Source organism: Arthrobacter oryzae, from assembly GCF_037911235.1.
Taxonomy (GTDB): domain Bacteria; phylum Actinomycetota; class Actinomycetes; order Actinomycetales; family Micrococcaceae; genus Arthrobacter; species Arthrobacter oryzae_E.
Window position 1 is genome coordinate 68406 of sequence record NZ_JBBLYW010000065.1, and the last position, 15915, is coordinate 84320.

Here is a 15915-nt window from a genome sequence, read left to right on the forward strand (position 1 = left end):
ACTAGGCTTGGCCTGTGAAATCCTGGATCTCCCGCCCTGTACCTCAGCTCCCCGGCCGCATGCCCGCCGTTCGGATTTTCGACACCGCCGAGAGGGCCTACAGCACCCTTGAGGCCACGGGCGAACAGTCGCTTTATGTCTGCGGAATCACCCCTTATGACGCAACCCACATGGGGCACGCGGCAAGCTATGTCGCCTTCGACCTGCTTAATCGCGCATGGCGGGACGGTGGCCAGCGCGTTGCGTACGTCCAGAACGTGACCGACGTCGATGATCCCCTCCTCGAGCGGGCAACTGCCACAGGCGTCGACTGGCGCGAGCTCGCTGCAAGCCAGATTGAACTCTTCCAGACCGACATGGCCGCCCTGAACGTCCTGGCGCCGGACCACTACGTCGGAGCGGTCGAATCCATTCCTGACATCGTTCCCCCGATCGAACGGCTCCTGCACCTGGGCCTCGCCTATCGCGTCGCAGGCACTGCCGGTGAACCTGACGGGGACGTCTACTACGACGTCGAGGCCGCCAGCAAGCGGTCAGCCGACGCCGGAGCCTGGACCCTGGGATCGGTCTCCGGACTCTCTGAAACCGAAATGCTGGAACTCTTCGCGGAACGCGGCGGCGATCCGGGCCGCGGCGGCAAGCGGCAAGCCCTGGATCCGCTGCTTTGGCGCGTGGCCCGCGAGGGTGAACCCAGCTGGCCTGGGGGCGAACTGGGGGAGGGGCGGCCAGGCTGGCACATTGAGTGCACGGTCATTGCCCAGAAGTACCTGCCCGCGCCGTTCACCGTCCAGGGCGGGGGATCGGACCTTATCTTCCCGCACCACGAGATGGGCGCCGGCCACGCATATTCGCTGGCGGGCGTTCCCCTGGCACGGCACTTCGCCCACGCCGGAATGGTGGGACTCGACGGCGAAAAAATGAGCAAATCCAAGGGAAACCTGGTGCTCGTCTCCAAACTTCGGGCTGCCGGCGAGGAACCCGCCGCCATCCGCCTGGCAATCCTCGCCCACCACTACCGCAGTGACTGGTCCTGGACGGAAGCCGGCTTCGCCGAAGCCAAAGCCAGGCTTGCCGAGTGGCGCAGCGCCCTGTCCATGGCCCCGGAAGGGTCGGCCGCGGCCCTTATCGCCGAGATGCGGGACGGCCTCGCGAACGACCTCAACGCACCCGCCGCCCTGGCGGCCGTGGACCGCTGGGCCGCCGACGCGCGCGCCCGCGGCGGAGCCGGCTCTCCCATGGACCAGGCCCTGGTCAGCGACGCCGTCAACGCGCTGCTCGGCGTCGAGGTCTAGACTTCCGGCACTACTGCTTGTCCTTGCCGCGCCGCTTGAGGTACCGCTCGAATTCGCGGGCAATCGACTCCCCGCTCGCTTCCGGAAGGTCGGCGGTGTCTTTGGCTTCTTCCAGCTGCCGCACATAGGCTGCAATTTCGGGGTCCTCGGTGGCCAGTTCGTCCACGCCGCGCTCCCACGCATCCGCTTCTTCCGCGAGTTCGTGCGTGTCGAGCGGCACCTGGAGCAACTCCTCAATCCGGTGAAGAAGGGCAAGCTGGGCCTTGGGCGACGGAGCCTGGGCGACGTAGTGCGGGACGGCCGCCCAGAGGGACACTGTAGGCAAGCCCGCCAGCAGTGCCACTTCCGAAAGCACGCCGACGATTCCGACCGGGCCCTCATACTGTGAAGCCTCAAGGTTCATGCGTTCCCGCAGGGCGCTGTCGTCCGTCGACGTGCTCACCGGGATGGGCCGGCTGTGGGGCACGTCCGCGAGCAGGGCCCCCACAAGGATGACGTAGTCCACGTGCAGGGCTTCGGCATGGACCAGCAGCTCAGCCGTGTACGCCCGCCACTTATACGACGGCTCCGTACCCTGGACAAAGATCACATCGACATTCGCGTCCGGGGCGCTGGCCTTGTAGATCCGCGTGGACGGCCATTTGATTTTGCGCTCCCCGGACGAGGTTCGGCGGATGGTGGGCCTGGTGAACTGGAAATCGTAGTATTCGTCTGCGTCAATCGAGGCCACTTTCTTGCCGCCCCACAATTTGTTCAGGTACCGAAGAGCATCGCTCGCCGCTTCACCGGCATCGTTCCAGCCTTCAAAAGCGGCGAGCATCACTGTGATGCGCTGACCTTCGGGCACGGGCTGCAGCAGCCGCTCCGGCTCGGGCGTGGCACCCGGTTCGCTGGTGTCTCCCTCGAAGCTATTCATTTCTTCACCCTACGTCCAAGACCCCGTCGGGTGCATGAAATGAAGTGCCAGTAATCTTGGCCGCGCCGCAGCCGGACCCCGGCAAAACGGCGGCCAGACCGCAGCTGAACTGCGGGAAGACCACGGCATCCTGCAGGATATTCGCCAAGGGCGTACTGCAGGGCTGCGGCTGATTGCTGCACCGTAGACTTGGAGCTATGCGATCCTCAGCCTCCCAGCCACTTCTCAAAGCCGCTTTATGGGACATGGATGGCACCATCGTCGACACCGAACCGTACTGGATCGAAGCGGAGCATGCCCTCGTTGCAGCCCATGGCGGACAGTGGTCCCACGCGCAGGCAATGCAGTTGGTGGGGCAGTCCCTGGTGTTCTCGGCCGGCATTCTCCAACGGGCCGGCGTGAAGCTTGAGGTACGGGAAATCATCGACACACTCACGGCCCAGGTCGTCAGCAAGGTCCGCACCTCCGTTCCCTGGCGGCCGGGAGCGCGCGAATTGCTGGACCAGCTCCATGAGGCAGGAGTGCGGTGCGCCCTGGTGACGATGTCCGAAGGTCCGCTGGCGCGCGAGGTCGTTGCGGCGCTGCCCAAGCCCTATTTCGAGTTCCTGGTGACCGGGGACACCGTAGCCCACGGCAAGCCCCACCCTGAGGCATACCTCAAGGCAGTAGCCCTGCTGCAGCAGGAAGACCCGGACCTCACCATCCACGACTGCGTTGCGCTGGAGGATTCGGCACCAGGCGTGGCTGCAGCCATGGCCTCGGGGGTGGTGACCGTGGCTATCCCGCACATTGTTCCGCTACCTGCCGATCCTGCCCGGGCCACGTGGCATTCCCTTGAAGGCCGCACCGTGACTGACCTGCAGCAGCTCGTGGCCAAGCGGAGCGAATTTCCGTCCGGGGATGTCAACCTGGAAGACTCGATGGTCCGGAGCCACGGCCTTGACTGAACCGGCAGGCGGCAGGGACCCGAAGGTCGCCAACGGCCGCAGGGAAGGCATCTCACTGGGACGCATCGCGGGTATCCCGGTAGTCCTGGCATACTCGTGGTTCATCATCGCAGCGTTCACCGTGATCGTGTACGGACCCGAACTCGAGCGCCAGTACCCGGGCATGGGCATGGTGGCCTATTACGTGGCCTTCGCCTACGCCTTGCTTCTTCTCATCTCTGTGCTCGTCCACGAGCTCGCGCACGCGCTGACGGCCAAGATCTTTAACTGGCCCACCGAGAAAATCGTGCTGAACCTCTGGGGCGGCCACACCCAGTTCGAGGGCTTCACCGCCACCCCCGGACGCTCGGTGCTGGTAGCGATGGCCGGTCCCGCTGCTAACTTATTGCTTGCCGGAGCCGGCTGGCTGTTCATCCTCGCAACGGACCCCTCCGGCGTGGTGGGCATCCTCTCCAACATCTTTGTCTGGGCGAACCTGCTCATCGGCATATTCAATGTCCTCCCCGGGCTCCCCCTCGACGGCGGCCGCCTGGTTGAATCCATTGTCTGGAAAGCCAGCGGCAGCCAGGAAAAGGGCACCATTGCTGCGGGCTGGGCGGGCCGGATCATCGTTATTGCCCTGGCCGCCTGGTTTGTTCTCCTTCCGTTGGCACGCGGTGACCGCCCTGACGTGGCGCTGATGCTCATCACGGTCCTGGTTGGCAGCTTCCTTTGGATGGGGGCCTCGGCCTCGATCCAGCACGGGCGGCTCCGCAGCCGGCTGCACCTCGTCAATGCCGCCGCCCTCGCTGAACCAGCGGTGGGCATCCCGGAATCCTCCACAGTGTCCGATGTCCTGCAGCTGGCTCCGCAGGGTACTCCGGCCGTTGTCCTGTGCGGACCGGACGGCCGGCCGGCACGAATCGTCTCCGACGTCGCCGTCGCCTCCGTCCCGGCAGGAGCGGCGGCCACGACGCCCGCCACCGCCGTCTCGCACGCCCTCGGTGCCGGCGCGTATGTGCCTGAGTGGTCCCAGGGCCAGGAGCTCGTGCAGTTCCTCGCCCAGCTCGAAGGGCAGGAGTACGCAGTGGTGGATCATCACGGCAAAGTGACCGGCCTGCTCCGCCAGTCGGCCGTGGTGAGCGCCATTACAGGCAAAGAATTGCGCCGCAGCGGGCGGGCGAAGGCACAGAACCGGTAGAGTTACCTGCCGGTCATGAAATACCGGCGCCCGGGCCGGCAGCTGGTGCCCGGCCGTCCTGATGCACGGCCACCCAAGGTTTACAAAAGCGAGGAATATTCCATGAGCAGCGAAACTGCCGCCAACAACATCACGCCGGTCGACGCCGTCGGCACCGCAGGCACCACCGGGGCAATGCCGGTGGGCGCTGCCCGGCGCCGGGGTCCGTTCCGCGAAGGCGAGCGTGTGCAGCTGACTGACGAACGCGGCCGGATGAACACCATCACCCTTGAGGCCGGGGGAGCATTCCACACCCACCGCGGGTTCCTGAACCACGATGAAATCATCGGCAAGGTCGACGGATCGGTCGTGACCAACAACGTGGGCCAGCAGTACCAGACCCTCCGCCCGTTGCTCTCGGATTTTGTCCTCTCCATGCCCCGCGGCGCCGCAGTGGTCTACCCGAAGGACGCCGGCCAGATCGTCACGATGGCGGACATCTTCCCGGGCGCGCGCGTGGTGGAGGCCGGTGTGGGTTCGGGTGCGTTGTCGATTTCGCTGCTGCGTGCCGTGGGCGACAACGGCTACCTGCATTCCTTTGAGCGGCGCGAGGAATTCGCGGACATCGCCCGGGGCAACGTGGAGACGATCTTCGGAGGTCCGCACCCCGCGTGGAAGATTTCGCTCGGCGACTTCCAGGAGGAAGTGGTCCGCAGCGAAGCTCCCGGGTCCGTGGACCGGGTGGTGCTGGACATGCTGGCACCGTGGGAGTGCCTTGACGCCGTGGCCACCGTCCTTGCCCCCGGCGGCGTGTGGATCAACTACGTGGCCACCGTGACCCAGTTGTCGAGGACGGCGGAAGCCATCCGCGCCGACGGCCGCTTTACCGAACCCGACGCCTGGGAATCCATGGTCCGCGGCTGGCACCTTGAAGGCCTGGCCGTCCGGCCGGACCACCGAATGGTTGCCCACACGGGCTTCCTGCTGGTCACGCGCAGGCTTGCGGACGGCGTTACCGGCATATCGGTCAAGCGCAGGCCTTCCAAAACAGACTTCAACGAAGAGGACGTCAACGCCTGGACACCGGGCGCCGTGGGCGAGCGGCTCGTCTCCGACAAGAAACTTCGCCGCGCCGCCCGCGATGCAATCGCCGGCACCAACGTCAAGGACGATCCGGAGGTCACGAACTAGTCCGTATTTCGGATGTCTCCAGCGGTACCCGGCTTCTTGGGGCTATGGTCTTAATAGAAGCGCAGGAAGGGGCTGATGCATGATGGAAACTCCGAACAACGACTCCTCATGGACACCGGACGAAGCCATGGGGGCAGAGGAACCTGAGAATGCCCGCTATGTGGCCAACGAACTCTCGGTTGCAGACCGGCAGGTAAACATCCTTCGGGACAAACTGCGGCACATAGACCGCCAGCTTGCTGCCGCGACGCAGAACAACTCAAAACTGGTAGGCATGCTGGAAACCGCCAAGGCGGAAATCCTGCGTCTGAAGAACGCCTTGGACCAGGAAGGCCAGCCGCCCTACAGCTTTGGCACCATTCTGCAGCTAAACCCCAGGCGGCAGCCCACCCCCGGCAACAGCGGACAGGCTGCCACTGAGGAATCCGTGGACATCTTCAACGCCGGCCGCAAAATGCGGGTCGGGGTGAGCCCGCTCGTCAACATGAACCAGCTGGCCGTGGGGCAGGAAGTCCTCCTCAACGAGGCCCTGCTGGTTGTGGCAGGACTCGGATACGAACGGGCGGGCGAACTTGTGACGCTCAAGGAAATGCTGGGGTCGGACCGTGCCCTGGTGGTGGGTCGTGCTGATGAGGAGCGCGTCATCCGCCTGTCCGGGGCCCTGATGTCGGAAAAGCTCCGCGTCGGCGACGCCCTCTCCATCGACTCCCGGACCGGTTATGCCCTCGAAAAGGTTCCCCGCTCCGAAGTGGAGAACCTGGTGCTTGAAGAAGTCCCGGACATCACGTACGAGGACATCGGCGGCCTCGGCCCGCAGATTGAGCAGATACGCGATGCCGTGGAGCTTCCGTTCCTTCACCCGGACCTTTACCGCGAACACGGCCTCAAGGCTCCCAAGGGGATCCTTCTCTACGGCCCCCCGGGATGCGGTAAGACGCTCATTGCGAAGGCAGTGGCCAATTCACTGGCTGCCCGGGCGGCCGAGCGCACCGGAAACGTGGACCTGAAGAGCTACTTCCTCAACATCAAGGGTCCGGAGCTCCTGGACAAGTACGTGGGCGAGACTGAGCGGCACATCCGCCTGATCTTCTCCCGGGCACGGGAGAAGGCGTCGGACGGGAGCCCGGTCGTCGTGTTCTTCGACGAAATGGATTCGCTGTTCCGCACGCGCGGCACCGGCATCTCCTCCGACGTCGAAACGACCATTGTGCCCCAGCTCCTGAGCGAGATCGACGGCGTTGAACGACTCGACAACGTCATAGTCATCGGTGCGTCGAACCGTGAGGACATGATCGACCCCGCCATCCTGCGGCCCGGCCGGCTGGACGTCAAGGTCAAGATCCAGCGCCCGGATGCAGAGGCCGCCGCGGATATTTTCTACAAGTACATCACCACGGACCTTCCGTTCCATGAGTCCGACCTCGCGGAACACGGCGGCGACGTCCAGGCAACCGTGGACGCCATGATCCAGCGGACCGTCGAAGCGATGTACTCCACCGAAAAGTCCAACGAATACCTTGAGGTGACGTACGCCAACGGGGACACCGAAATGCTGTACTTCAAGGACTTCAACTCGGGCGCCGTCGTGCAGAACGTGGTGGACCGTGCCAAGAAGTATGCCATCAAGGACCTGCTGACCTCGCAGCAAAAGGGTATCCGCATCGACCACCTGCTGCGCGCCGTCGTCGACGAATTCCGCGAACATGAGGATATGCCCAACACCACCAACCCGGATGACTGGGCCCGCATTTCCGGCAAGAAGGGTGAGCGCATCACCTACATCCGCACCATCGTCCAGGGCAAGGCAGGGCAGGAGCCCGGGAAATCCATCGAAACAATGCCGAGCACGGGCCAGTACCTGTGACCCCGCGCAGCGGAGGAGCGCCCGGCGCGCCGCTCCCGGTAGGCGGGGCAATGCGGGTGATGGGATCGGAAACCGAATACGGCATCCACGCACCGTCGGCGCCCGGCGCTAACGCCACGATGATGTCTGCCCGGGTGATCCAGGCCTACGCCCAGCTGACCCGGCAGCGTGCCGCGGGCGGGGCGGAAACCCGGTGGGACTACACGGATGAGGAACCGCTGCATGATGCCCGGGGGTGGACCCTGGAACGGAACCAGGCGGACCCCAGCCAGCTGACGGACCAGCCTCCGGTCCTTGACGCGGAGGCTGTGGCCCTGGCCTATGGGCGGGAAGAACTGGAGCAGGACGGCGAGGACGAAGCCGGCTCACTCCTGATGAACATGGTGCTGGGCAACGGCGCGCGCCTATACGTGGATCACGCGCATCCGGAGTATTCCAGCCCGGAGGTTACGAACCCGCTGGACGCGGTCGCCTGGGACGCGGCGGGAGACCTGGTGGCGCTTTCGGCGGTTCGCCGGATGGCCGCTGATCCGCAGCTTCCGCCCGTGAATCTTTACAAGAACAACACCGACAACAAGTCAGTGTCCTATGGCTCCCACGAGAATTACCTCATGCCGCGCGCCGTGCCCTTTGGCGACATTGTCCGGGGGCTGACGCCGTTCTTCGTCACGCGGCAGATCATGTGCGGCGCAGGCCGCGTGGGCCTTGGCCAGGACAGTTCCCGGCCGGGCTACCAGATCAGCCAGCGGGCGGATTTCTTCGAGGCGGAAGTGGGCCTGGAGACCACCATCCGCCGGCCGATCATCAACACCCGGGACGAGCCGCACGCCACGGCGGACAAGTACCGCCGGCTGCACGTAATCATCGGTGACGCCAACCTCAGCCAGCCCGCCAACTACCTGAAGTTCGGTACCACGGCCATGGTGCTCAGCCTGATCGAAGCCGGACTGGCACCCCGCGTGGAGGTTCACGAGCCGGTTGCCGCCCTGCAGGCCGTCAGCCACGACACCTCGCTGAGCGCCACGCTCCGGCTTCTGGACGGACGCCGGGTCACGGCGCTGGACCTGCAGTGGATGTACCACGAAGCGGCTGCCAAGCTCGCGCAGGACACCGGGGTGGGCGACGCCGTTGACGGTGACGGACATACCCATGCCCTTCTGGAACGCTGGGCTGCCACGCTGACGGACCTCGACAGTGACCGGACAGCCGCCGCCTCCTCCGTGGAATGGCTGGCCAAGCTCTCCCTGCTGGAAGGCTACCGGCAGCGGGACGGCCTGGAGTGGAACGACGCCAGGTTGGGCCTGGTGGATCTTCAGTGGGCCGACGTCAGGCCCGAAAAGGGGCTGTACCACCGGATGCTCGCCAGGGGCCGCATGGAGAGGGTCGTCGACGACGAAACAATCGCCCGCGCGGTGACGGAACCGCCGTCGGATACCCGCGCCTATTTCCGCGGCCGCTGCGTCAGCAGCTTCAGCAAAGACGTGGTCGGCGCCAGCTGGGACTCCGTGATCTTCGACGTTCCGGGCCGCGGGCGGTTGCAACGCGTGCCCACCCGCGAACCACTCAGGGGAACCGAAGCCCTCACCGGAGGCCTGTTTGCAAGGCATCAGGACGCCGGATCGTTCCTGGCAGAATTGCTCGGACAAACTCCGCCTCCGCCACCGGCATAAAGCACCCCACCACGGCTTAAGGCGTGGCAATATGGGCTTACAGGATGTCCCCTCTCATCAGGGGCGGATAGAAGGAGAAGGAAATGGCAGGCCAGGAGCAGCAGCAGCCGCAGTCACGGGAAAACGAATTCGAAGACGAAGCCCCCGCAACGCCGCCCGCATCCGGTGACGCCCAGGCATCGGCGGCCACCCAGGGCGTGGACGATCTTCTGGACGAAATCGACGGCGTCCTGGAGTCGAACGCCGAGGAATTCGTCCGGGCCTTCGTCCAAAAAGGCGGCCAATAGGGCCCAGGCTGCCATCGCCTGAATGGAGGGACGGCAGCCCGGACGGCCGAAGAGACGTTGATCCACCATGTTGAAGGAGTGCATCAGTGCAGGACACCACAGCCAACCAGGTAGCTGCGAACGCCACGTCATCATTCACTGAACACCTCCAACGCAACAGGCCCGGTTTACTGCCCTTCAATCAGGCCCTGCCGGCCGCGCCCGCCGGAGCCGGTTCACAGCCGCTGCAGGTGCCGCATGCCACCACCATCGTCTCGCTGACATATGGCGGTGGTGTCCTGATGGCCGGCGACCGCCGCGCCACGATGGGGAACGTCATCGCGAGCCGGCACATTGAAAAGGTCTTCCCGGCCGACCGGTATTCGGTGCTGGGAATTGCGGGCACTGCCGGCATCGCCATCGACCTCACGCGGCTGTTCCAGGTTGAGCTGGAACACTACGAAAAGATCGAAGGAACGCTGCTGAGCCTGGAGGGCAAGGCAAACCGGCTAGGCGCCATGATCCGCGGAAACCTTCCCATGGCCATGCAGGGCCTGGCGGTGGTGCCACTCTTCGCAGGGTTTGACCTGCCTGTTGGCGTTGGCCGGCTCTTTTCCTATGACGTCACCGGCGGGCGGTACGAGGAGCAGGAGCATCACGCTGTGGGTTCGGGCTCCATGTTTGCCCGCGGAGCACTCAAGAAACTCTGGCGTCCGGGACTTACCGAAGACGAGGCCGTGGCCGTGGCCGTTGAAGCGCTCTACGATGCTGCGGATGACGATTCGGCAACGGGCGGACCGGACCCCGTCCGGCAGTTGTGGCCGGTTGTCTACACCGTGGGCCGAACCGGTGCCAGGCGCATACCCGAACATGATCTGGCCGCCGTAGCCGGCACCATCATCGAGGCCAGAACAGCAGCTCGGCGGGAGGCCTGATATGACTCAACAGTTTTATGTGTCGCCCGAACAGCTGATGAAGGACCGTGCGGATTTCGCACGGAAGGGAATTGCCCGCGGCCGCTCCGTCGTCGTCATCAGCTGCGAGGAGGGAATTGCCCTCGTCGCGGAAAATCCATCGCCGTCGTTGCACAAGATCGGCGAAATCTACGACAAGATCGCGTTCGCCGCCGTCGGCAAATACAACGAGTTCGAAAGCCTCCGCCAAGCGGGAGTCCGCTACGCTGACGTCCGCGGCTACTCCTATGACCGCGAGGATGTCACGGCCAGGGGACTGGCCAGCGTCTATGCACAAAGCCTGGGTGCCGTGTTCACGGCCGAGCAGAAACCCTTCGAAGTGGAGCTGGCGGTGGCCGAGGTCGGGGAAAGCCCCTCGGACGACCACCTGTACCGGCTGACGTTCGACGGTTCGATTGCCGACGAAAAGCGTTTCATTGTCATGGGCGGCCAGGCCGACAAGGTGGCCGAGACCGTGGAGCACGGGTGGCAGCGGGAACTGAACTTCGCCGGTGCAATAAGGCTCGCAATGAAAGGGCTCGTCACCGACAAGGAAGCCGGAGAGTTGCCGGCATCGGCCCTGGAAGTGGCAGTACTGGACCGCAATTCGGAAAGCGCCCGGGGATCCCGTCGGGCTTTCCGGCGCCTCGGCGACGACGAAATCGCCGCCCTGCTGTCTGAGGAGAACTGAAATGGACAAGCGCATTTTCGGCATCGAAACCGAATTCGGCATCTCTTACTCGAGCCCGGATTCGCGTCCGCTCGCACCGGAGGAGGTGGCGCGCTACCTGTTCCGCAAAGTGGTCAGCTGGGGACGTTCGTCCAACGTGTTCCTGACCAACGGTTCCCGGCTGTACCTCGATGTGGGTTCCCACCCCGAGTACGCAACTGCCGAATGCGACGACCTGGGACAACTGATCGCCCACGACCGCGCGGGTGAACTGATCCTGGACGACCTCGTGGATGAGGCACAGGAGAGGCTCGCCGCCGAAGGATTCAACGGCACGGTCTACCTTTTCAAGAACAACACGGACTCGGCGGGCAATTCATACGGCAGCCACGAGAACTACCTCATTCCCCGCCGCGGTGAATTCTCGAGGCTCGCTGAAATCCTCATTCCGTTCCTGGTCACACGCCAGCTCATCGCCGGTGCCGGGAAGATCCTCAAGACCCCTCATGGCGCCACCTTCGCCTTTTCCCAGCGCGCGGACCACATCTGGGAAGGCGTGTCCTCCGCCACCACCAGGTCCCGTCCCATCATCAACACCCGGGACGAACCCCACGCTGACGCCGAGTTCTACCGCCGCCTGCACGTGATCGTGGGCGACTCCAACATGTCCGAAACCACGGCCCTGATGAAGGTCGGCACCGTTGACCTCATCCTCAGGATGATCGAGGCGGGTGTGATCATGCGGGACATGCGGATGGAGAACCCGATCCGCAGCATCCGCGAAATCTCGCATGACCTCAGCGGACGGGCGCTCATCCGCCTTGCCAACGGCCGGCAGTTGACCGCCCTGGAGATCCAGCGCGAGTATCTGAACAAAGTCACGTCCTTTGTCGCTGAGAACGGCGCCCACAACCGGCACGTGCCCGTCATCCTGGATCTTTGGGAACGGACGCTTACAGCCATTGAGAGCGGAGACACCAGCACGATCGATACCGAGATCGACTGGGCCATCAAAAAGAAACTGATGGACAGTTACCGGAAACGGCACGGGCTCGGGCTGGACGCGCCGAGGATCGCCCAGCTGGACCTCACGTACCACGACATTTCGCGGACACGCGGGCTCTACTACCTGCTGCAGTCCCGGGGAGCCGTCCGCCGGGTGGTGGATGACACCGCGGTCAAGGACGCTGTGGATGCGCCGCCGCAGACAACCCGGGCAAAGCTCCGAGGCGACTTTGTCCGCCGCGCCCAGGAGCTGGGCCGCGACTACACGGTTGACTGGGTGCACCTGAAGCTCAACGACCGCGCCCACCAGACGATACTGTGCAAGGATCCGTTCCGCAGCGTGGACGAGCGCGTGGATGCCCTTCTGGACTCTATGGGCTGATACCCAGCTTCAGGGGCTATTCTGGATGGGGCCGTTTAACCGGCCACCGACTGCGTTGCCGTCCGCTTCATTCGCGGCACGCATCCATCTTGCCCCGACGAAAGTTCTTACGTGCGCCGACTACTAGCAATTCTCATTCCCGGACTGCTGCTGATCACCGCCTGCGGCGGATCGCCTGCAGCCCCGGAGCCCACCAGCCAGTCTGCTGGCGAGACCGCCAAGCTCGACTCCCTGAAGCTTACGGACAACGGGGACAAGAAGGCACCCGGCGTCGAATTCGACAAGCCCCTGGATGTCAAGGAAGCCACCGTCAAGGTGGTCACCGAAGGCGACGGGGAGCGCCTTAAGGCCAACCAGATCGCTGACATCTCCATCCTCGCCCTGAGCGGCAAGGACGGCTCCACCCTCGAAGACACCTTCGCCAAGGACCCCGAGCCGCTGGAGTTGAACGATGACCTCAAGACCGGCAACGCCGTAATCTACAACGCGTTCGTGGGTGCCAAGATCGGTTCCCAGCTTGCCCTTGCCGTGCCGGGCCAGGCCGCCCAGGAGGGCGCCGAGGCCGGCCCCACGCAGCTGCTTGTGGTCAAGATCCTGTCCGCCAAGGACGCCCCGAAGGTGCTTGACAAGCCCGAGGGTGAGACGGTTACGCCTCCCGCCGGGCTTCCCGCGGTCAAGGAAAACGACAAGGGAATCCCTGAGATCTCCGTTGACGGCGTCAAGGCCCCCACCGAGCTTGTTTCGCAGGAGCTCATCAAGGGCACCGGCCCCGCCGTCAAGGAAAGCGACACCCTGACGGTCAACTATGTCGGAGTCACCCTGAACGGTGGCACAAAGTTCGACTCCAGCTTCGACCGCGGCGAAAAGGCCAGCTTCCCGCTGACCGGCGTCATCAAGGGCTGGACCCAGGGCCTTGCCGGCAAGACCGTGGGCTCACGAGTACTCCTGGTCATCCCGAAGGACCTTGCCTACGGCGATGCCGGACAGGGCGAGGCCAAGGGCGATCTGGTGTTCGTCGTCGATATCCTCGGCGTCAAGTAACCATCCCGGGCTAGCAGCCAACCCCAACTACAAAAGGAGCAACCATGTCATTTGGACAGCGCAACTTCGACCGCCAGAAGCCGGAAATTGACTTCCCTGAGGGCGACGTTCCCACAGAGCTCGTGATCACCGACCTCATCGAAGGTGACGGCGCCGAGGCCAAGCCGGGCGACACCGTCTCCACCCATTACGTCGGGGTCGCCTGGTCCACCGGCGAGGAATTCGACGCTTCCTGGGGCCGTGGCGCTCCGCTGGACTTCCGCGTTGGCGTGGGCCAGGTCATCCAGGGGTGGGACCAGGGACTGCTGGGCATGAAGGTCGGCGGCCGCCGCCGCCTGGAGATCCCCTCCGAACTCGCCTACGGCTCCCGCGGTGCCGGCGGAGCAATCGGCCCCAACGAAGCACTGATCTTCGTGGTGGACCTCGTCGGAGTCCGCTGAGCGGATGAGGGCCCGGCGCCAGCCGGCCAGCCGTAGGGAGCGCGGTAACAATCGGAAGGAAATTTCCGGTAGTTGCCGCGCTTTCGGCGTTAAGGCGCACCGGCTTTAGTAACGTAGCCAAGGTGTCCGCCTCACGTACAGAACGCCTCCTGAACCTGCTCATCGCGCTTCTCAACACCCGCTACGGCCTGCGACGCGGTGAACTTCGCGACAAGGTCTACCACGACACGAGCAGCAGCGAATCCGCGTTCGGCCGCATGTTCGAACGGGACAAGAGCGACCTGCGCCAGTTCGGATTCGACGTCGAAACGGTCATGGACCACGGGTGGGGCTCCGACGATCCTGCTACAACGCGCTACCGGATCGGCAAGGAGTCCAACCGGCTCCCTGACGTCAACCTCACCTCCGCCGAATGCACGGTGCTCATCCTGGCAGCGCAGCTCTGGGAGCAGGCCGCTCTCGGATCGGCGGCGCAGAACGCCATGCGCAAGCTGCAGGCGGCCGGCGGGCTCACTGAAGCCGAACTGCCGGCCGGCGTTCAGCCGCGGATCAAGCCGGCCGGCCAGGCATTTGAGGACCTGGTCACGGCCATGCACGCCCAGCATCCCGTCAGCTTCACGTACCTTGCCGGCAGCACCGGCCGCGAAGAACCCAGGACCGTGGAGCCGTGGGGCCTGGGCAGCCGCTTCGGGCAGTGGTACCTGGTGGGCTACGACCGGGCCCGTGACGCGAAGCGCTTCTTCCGCTTGTCCCGCTTCACGTCCGCCGTGACCGTCCAGGAAAAGGACCACTACTCGCCTCCCCAGGGCTTCAACGTCCGGATGGAGCTGGATTCCCTTCCGGAGCTGCCCGTTCAGTCCGCAATCGTGGACGTGGCGGCCGGCAAGGTGCTCGGCCTGCGCAAGCGGGCAATGGAAGCCGACGCCGCGGAACCGCCCCTCGGCATGTCCGACGCCGGTTGGGACCGGCTCAAAGTTCCTTTCAGGGATGCTGAGGTGCTGGGCGAAGAGCTCGCGTCCTATGGGCCGAACGTGGTGGTCGCTGCACCGTCGGAACTGGCATCCGCCGTCCGGAGGAGACTGCAGGCCGCCGCGGACTTCGCGGCGTCGCCGGTTCCCCCCATAAATTTTCCGGACACCGTTCCGGCCAAGCGCCCGCGCAAGCGGACGTCCGAGGACCAGCTCAAACGGATGCTTCAGCTGGTGCCGTTCCTGGTCCACAACCAGGGCCTGCATATCAGCGAGGTTGCTGCCAGTTTCGGTGTGACCCGGAAGGAACTGGAAGACGATCTGCGGATCCTGATCTGCTCCGGCCTGCCCGAGGGGTACCCGGATGATCTCCTGGACATCCAGTGGGAGGATGACCACGTCTACATCACCCAGGACCTTGACCTCAATCGTCCGGTCCGCTTTGCGGTGGACGAGGCCTGCGCCCTGCTGACGGGCCTGGAGACCCTCAACGGCCTGCCGGAGCTCGCCGAGGGGAGTGCGCTGGAGTCCGTCACGGTCAAACTGATGGCGGCAGCGGGGGAGGAGGGCCTGAAGGCAGCATCCATTGCAGGTCCCCAGGTGGGCCCGGCAAATTCCGCCCATCTGGCCACCATTCGCGACGCCGTCACGGACGGCCTGCAGCTGCACCTCACGTACTTCTCCGCGCAACGAGACTCCATGTCCGAACGGGACGTCGATCCGCTGCGACTCTACTCGCTGGACAACACCTGGTACTTCGAGGCCTACTGCCACAGCGCCCGCGGCCTTCGGAACTTCCGGCTGGACCGCATAGAGACACTGGAGCCGAACGGACGGCGCGTCACCGCGGCGGCCAGACCCGCGGAAGGATTCCCGGTAAAGCTGTTCACCCCGAACGACGACGACACCCTCGTCACCGTGGAACTCGCGCCCCAGGGGATCGGACTTGCCGACGACTACTACGCCGAACGGACCGCGCCGCTACCGAACGGCGGGCTCATTGCCGACATCAGGTTCGGCAACACGGGATGGCTGCCCATGTTTGTTGCCCAGCACGGCGGCTCTGTCCGGATCCTGGCGCCGGCCAGCCTGGCTGACGCCGCCGGGGAATGGATCCGCGCGGCCCTGGCCCGCTACGGCGGCTAGACTAC

At 64.8% G+C, this 15915-nt stretch carries 14 protein-coding genes; 13 read left to right on the plus strand and 1 reads right to left on the minus strand.

The window, feature by feature from the left end:
• Positions 1–14: 14 nt before the first annotated feature.
• Positions 15–1292: a cysteine--1-D-myo-inosityl 2-amino-2-deoxy-alpha-D-glucopyranoside ligase gene (gene mshC, locus WMN78_RS17265; protein ID WP_340534964.1), complete on the plus strand. Its 1278-nt coding sequence runs from the start codon at positions 15–17 to the stop codon at positions 1290–1292.
• Between the two features lie 10 nt (positions 1293–1302).
• Here the strand turns inward: mshC and WMN78_RS17270 are convergent, their stop codons facing one another.
• Positions 1303–2208 carry a PAC2 family protein gene (locus WMN78_RS17270; protein WP_305941092.1) on the minus strand — a complete coding sequence of 302 codons (906 nt, stop codon included), beginning with the start codon at positions 2206–2208 and terminating at the stop codon, positions 1303–1305.
• Positions 2209–2405: 197 nt separating this feature from the next.
• On the opposite strand from WMN78_RS17270, the gene WMN78_RS17275 reads away from it, so the two are divergent.
• The 12 genes from WMN78_RS17275 (at position 2406) to WMN78_RS17330 (ending at position 15910) form a co-directional block, all read left to right on the plus strand.
• The gene (locus tag WMN78_RS17275) at positions 2406–3155 is read left to right on the plus strand and encodes an HAD family phosphatase (protein WP_340534965.1); all 750 of its coding nucleotides are present in this window, start codon (positions 2406–2408) and stop codon (positions 3153–3155) included.
• Positions 3148–4335 (plus strand): site-2 protease family protein, encoded by a 1188-nt coding sequence (locus WMN78_RS17280; RefSeq protein ID WP_340534966.1) that lies wholly within the window; start codon positions 3148–3150, stop codon positions 4333–4335. Before WMN78_RS17275 ends, WMN78_RS17280 begins: the two co-directional genes overlap by 8 nt.
• Before the next feature lie 102 nt (positions 4336–4437).
• A complete protein-coding gene (locus WMN78_RS17285; protein WP_340534967.1) occupies positions 4438–5505 on the plus strand; it encodes a tRNA (adenine-N1)-methyltransferase in 1068 nt (355 codons plus the stop codon).
• A gap of 82 nt (positions 5506–5587) precedes the next feature.
• On the plus strand, positions 5588–7369 hold the full coding sequence (gene arc, locus WMN78_RS17290; protein WP_340535297.1) for a proteasome ATPase: 1782 nt from the start codon (positions 5588–5590) through the stop codon (positions 7367–7369).
• A 50-nt stretch (positions 7370–7419) separates the two neighbouring features.
• The gene (gene dop, locus WMN78_RS17295; protein ID WP_340534968.1) at positions 7420–9039 is read left to right on the plus strand and encodes a depupylase/deamidase Dop; all 1620 of its coding nucleotides are present in this window, start codon (positions 7420–7422) and stop codon (positions 9037–9039) included.
• 83 nt (positions 9040–9122) lie between these two features.
• On the plus strand, positions 9123–9326 hold the full coding sequence (locus tag WMN78_RS17300) for a ubiquitin-like protein Pup (protein WP_340534969.1): 204 nt from the start codon (positions 9123–9125) through the stop codon (positions 9324–9326).
• 86 nt (positions 9327–9412) lie between these two features.
• Positions 9413–10240, plus strand: a complete 828-nt coding sequence (gene prcB / locus WMN78_RS17305) for a proteasome subunit beta (RefSeq protein ID WP_340534970.1) — start codon at positions 9413–9415, stop codon at positions 10238–10240.
• 1 nt (position 10241) lies between these two features.
• Positions 10242–10949 carry a proteasome subunit alpha gene (gene prcA, locus WMN78_RS17310; protein WP_340534971.1) on the plus strand — a complete coding sequence of 236 codons (708 nt, stop codon included), beginning with the start codon at positions 10242–10244 and terminating at the stop codon, positions 10947–10949.
• A 1-nt stretch (position 10950) separates the two neighbouring features.
• Positions 10951–12315 carry a Pup--protein ligase gene (gene pafA, locus WMN78_RS17315; protein ID WP_340534972.1) on the plus strand — a complete coding sequence of 455 codons (1365 nt, stop codon included), beginning with the start codon at positions 10951–10953 and terminating at the stop codon, positions 12313–12315.
• Between the two features lie 111 nt (positions 12316–12426).
• Positions 12427–13356, plus strand: coding sequence for an FKBP-type peptidyl-prolyl cis-trans isomerase (locus WMN78_RS17320; protein ID WP_340534974.1), 930 nt, complete (start codon positions 12427–12429; stop codon positions 13354–13356).
• A gap of 44 nt (positions 13357–13400) precedes the next feature.
• Positions 13401–13796 carry an FKBP-type peptidyl-prolyl cis-trans isomerase gene (locus WMN78_RS17325; protein WP_028269209.1) on the plus strand — a complete coding sequence of 132 codons (396 nt, stop codon included), beginning with the start codon at positions 13401–13403 and terminating at the stop codon, positions 13794–13796.
• 122 nt (positions 13797–13918) lie between these two features.
• Positions 13919–15910 carry a helix-turn-helix transcriptional regulator gene (locus WMN78_RS17330; protein ID WP_340534976.1) on the plus strand — a complete coding sequence of 664 codons (1992 nt, stop codon included), beginning with the start codon at positions 13919–13921 and terminating at the stop codon, positions 15908–15910.
• The last annotated feature ends 5 nt before the right edge of the window (positions 15911–15915 follow it).

Excerpts from the sequence above, each read along its gene's own strand:
- WMN78_RS17270 (WP_305941092.1), bottom strand. The coding sequence starts at position 2,208 with ATGAATAGCTTCGAGGGAGACACCAGCGAACCGGGTGCCACGCCCGAG.
- WMN78_RS17275 (WP_340534965.1), top strand. The coding sequence starts at position 2,406 with ATGCGATCCTCAGCCTCCCAGCCACTTCTCAAAGCCGCTTTATGGGAC.
- WMN78_RS17285 (WP_340534967.1), top strand. The coding sequence starts at position 4,438 with ATGAGCAGCGAAACTGCCGCCAACAACATCACGCCGGTCGACGCCGTC.
- arc (WP_340535297.1), top strand. The coding sequence starts at position 5,588 with ATGGAAACTCCGAACAACGACTCCTCATGGACACCGGACGAAGCCATG.
- dop (WP_340534968.1), top strand. The coding sequence starts at position 7,420 with ATGCGGGTGATGGGATCGGAAACCGAATACGGCATCCACGCACCGTCG.
- WMN78_RS17300 (WP_340534969.1), top strand. The coding sequence starts at position 9,123 with ATGGCAGGCCAGGAGCAGCAGCAGCCGCAGTCACGGGAAAACGAATTC.
- prcA (WP_340534971.1), top strand. The coding sequence starts at position 10,242 with ATGACTCAACAGTTTTATGTGTCGCCCGAACAGCTGATGAAGGACCGT.
- pafA (WP_340534972.1), top strand. The coding sequence starts at position 10,951 with ATGGACAAGCGCATTTTCGGCATCGAAACCGAATTCGGCATCTCTTAC.
- WMN78_RS17325 (WP_028269209.1), top strand. The coding sequence starts at position 13,401 with ATGTCATTTGGACAGCGCAACTTCGACCGCCAGAAGCCGGAAATTGAC.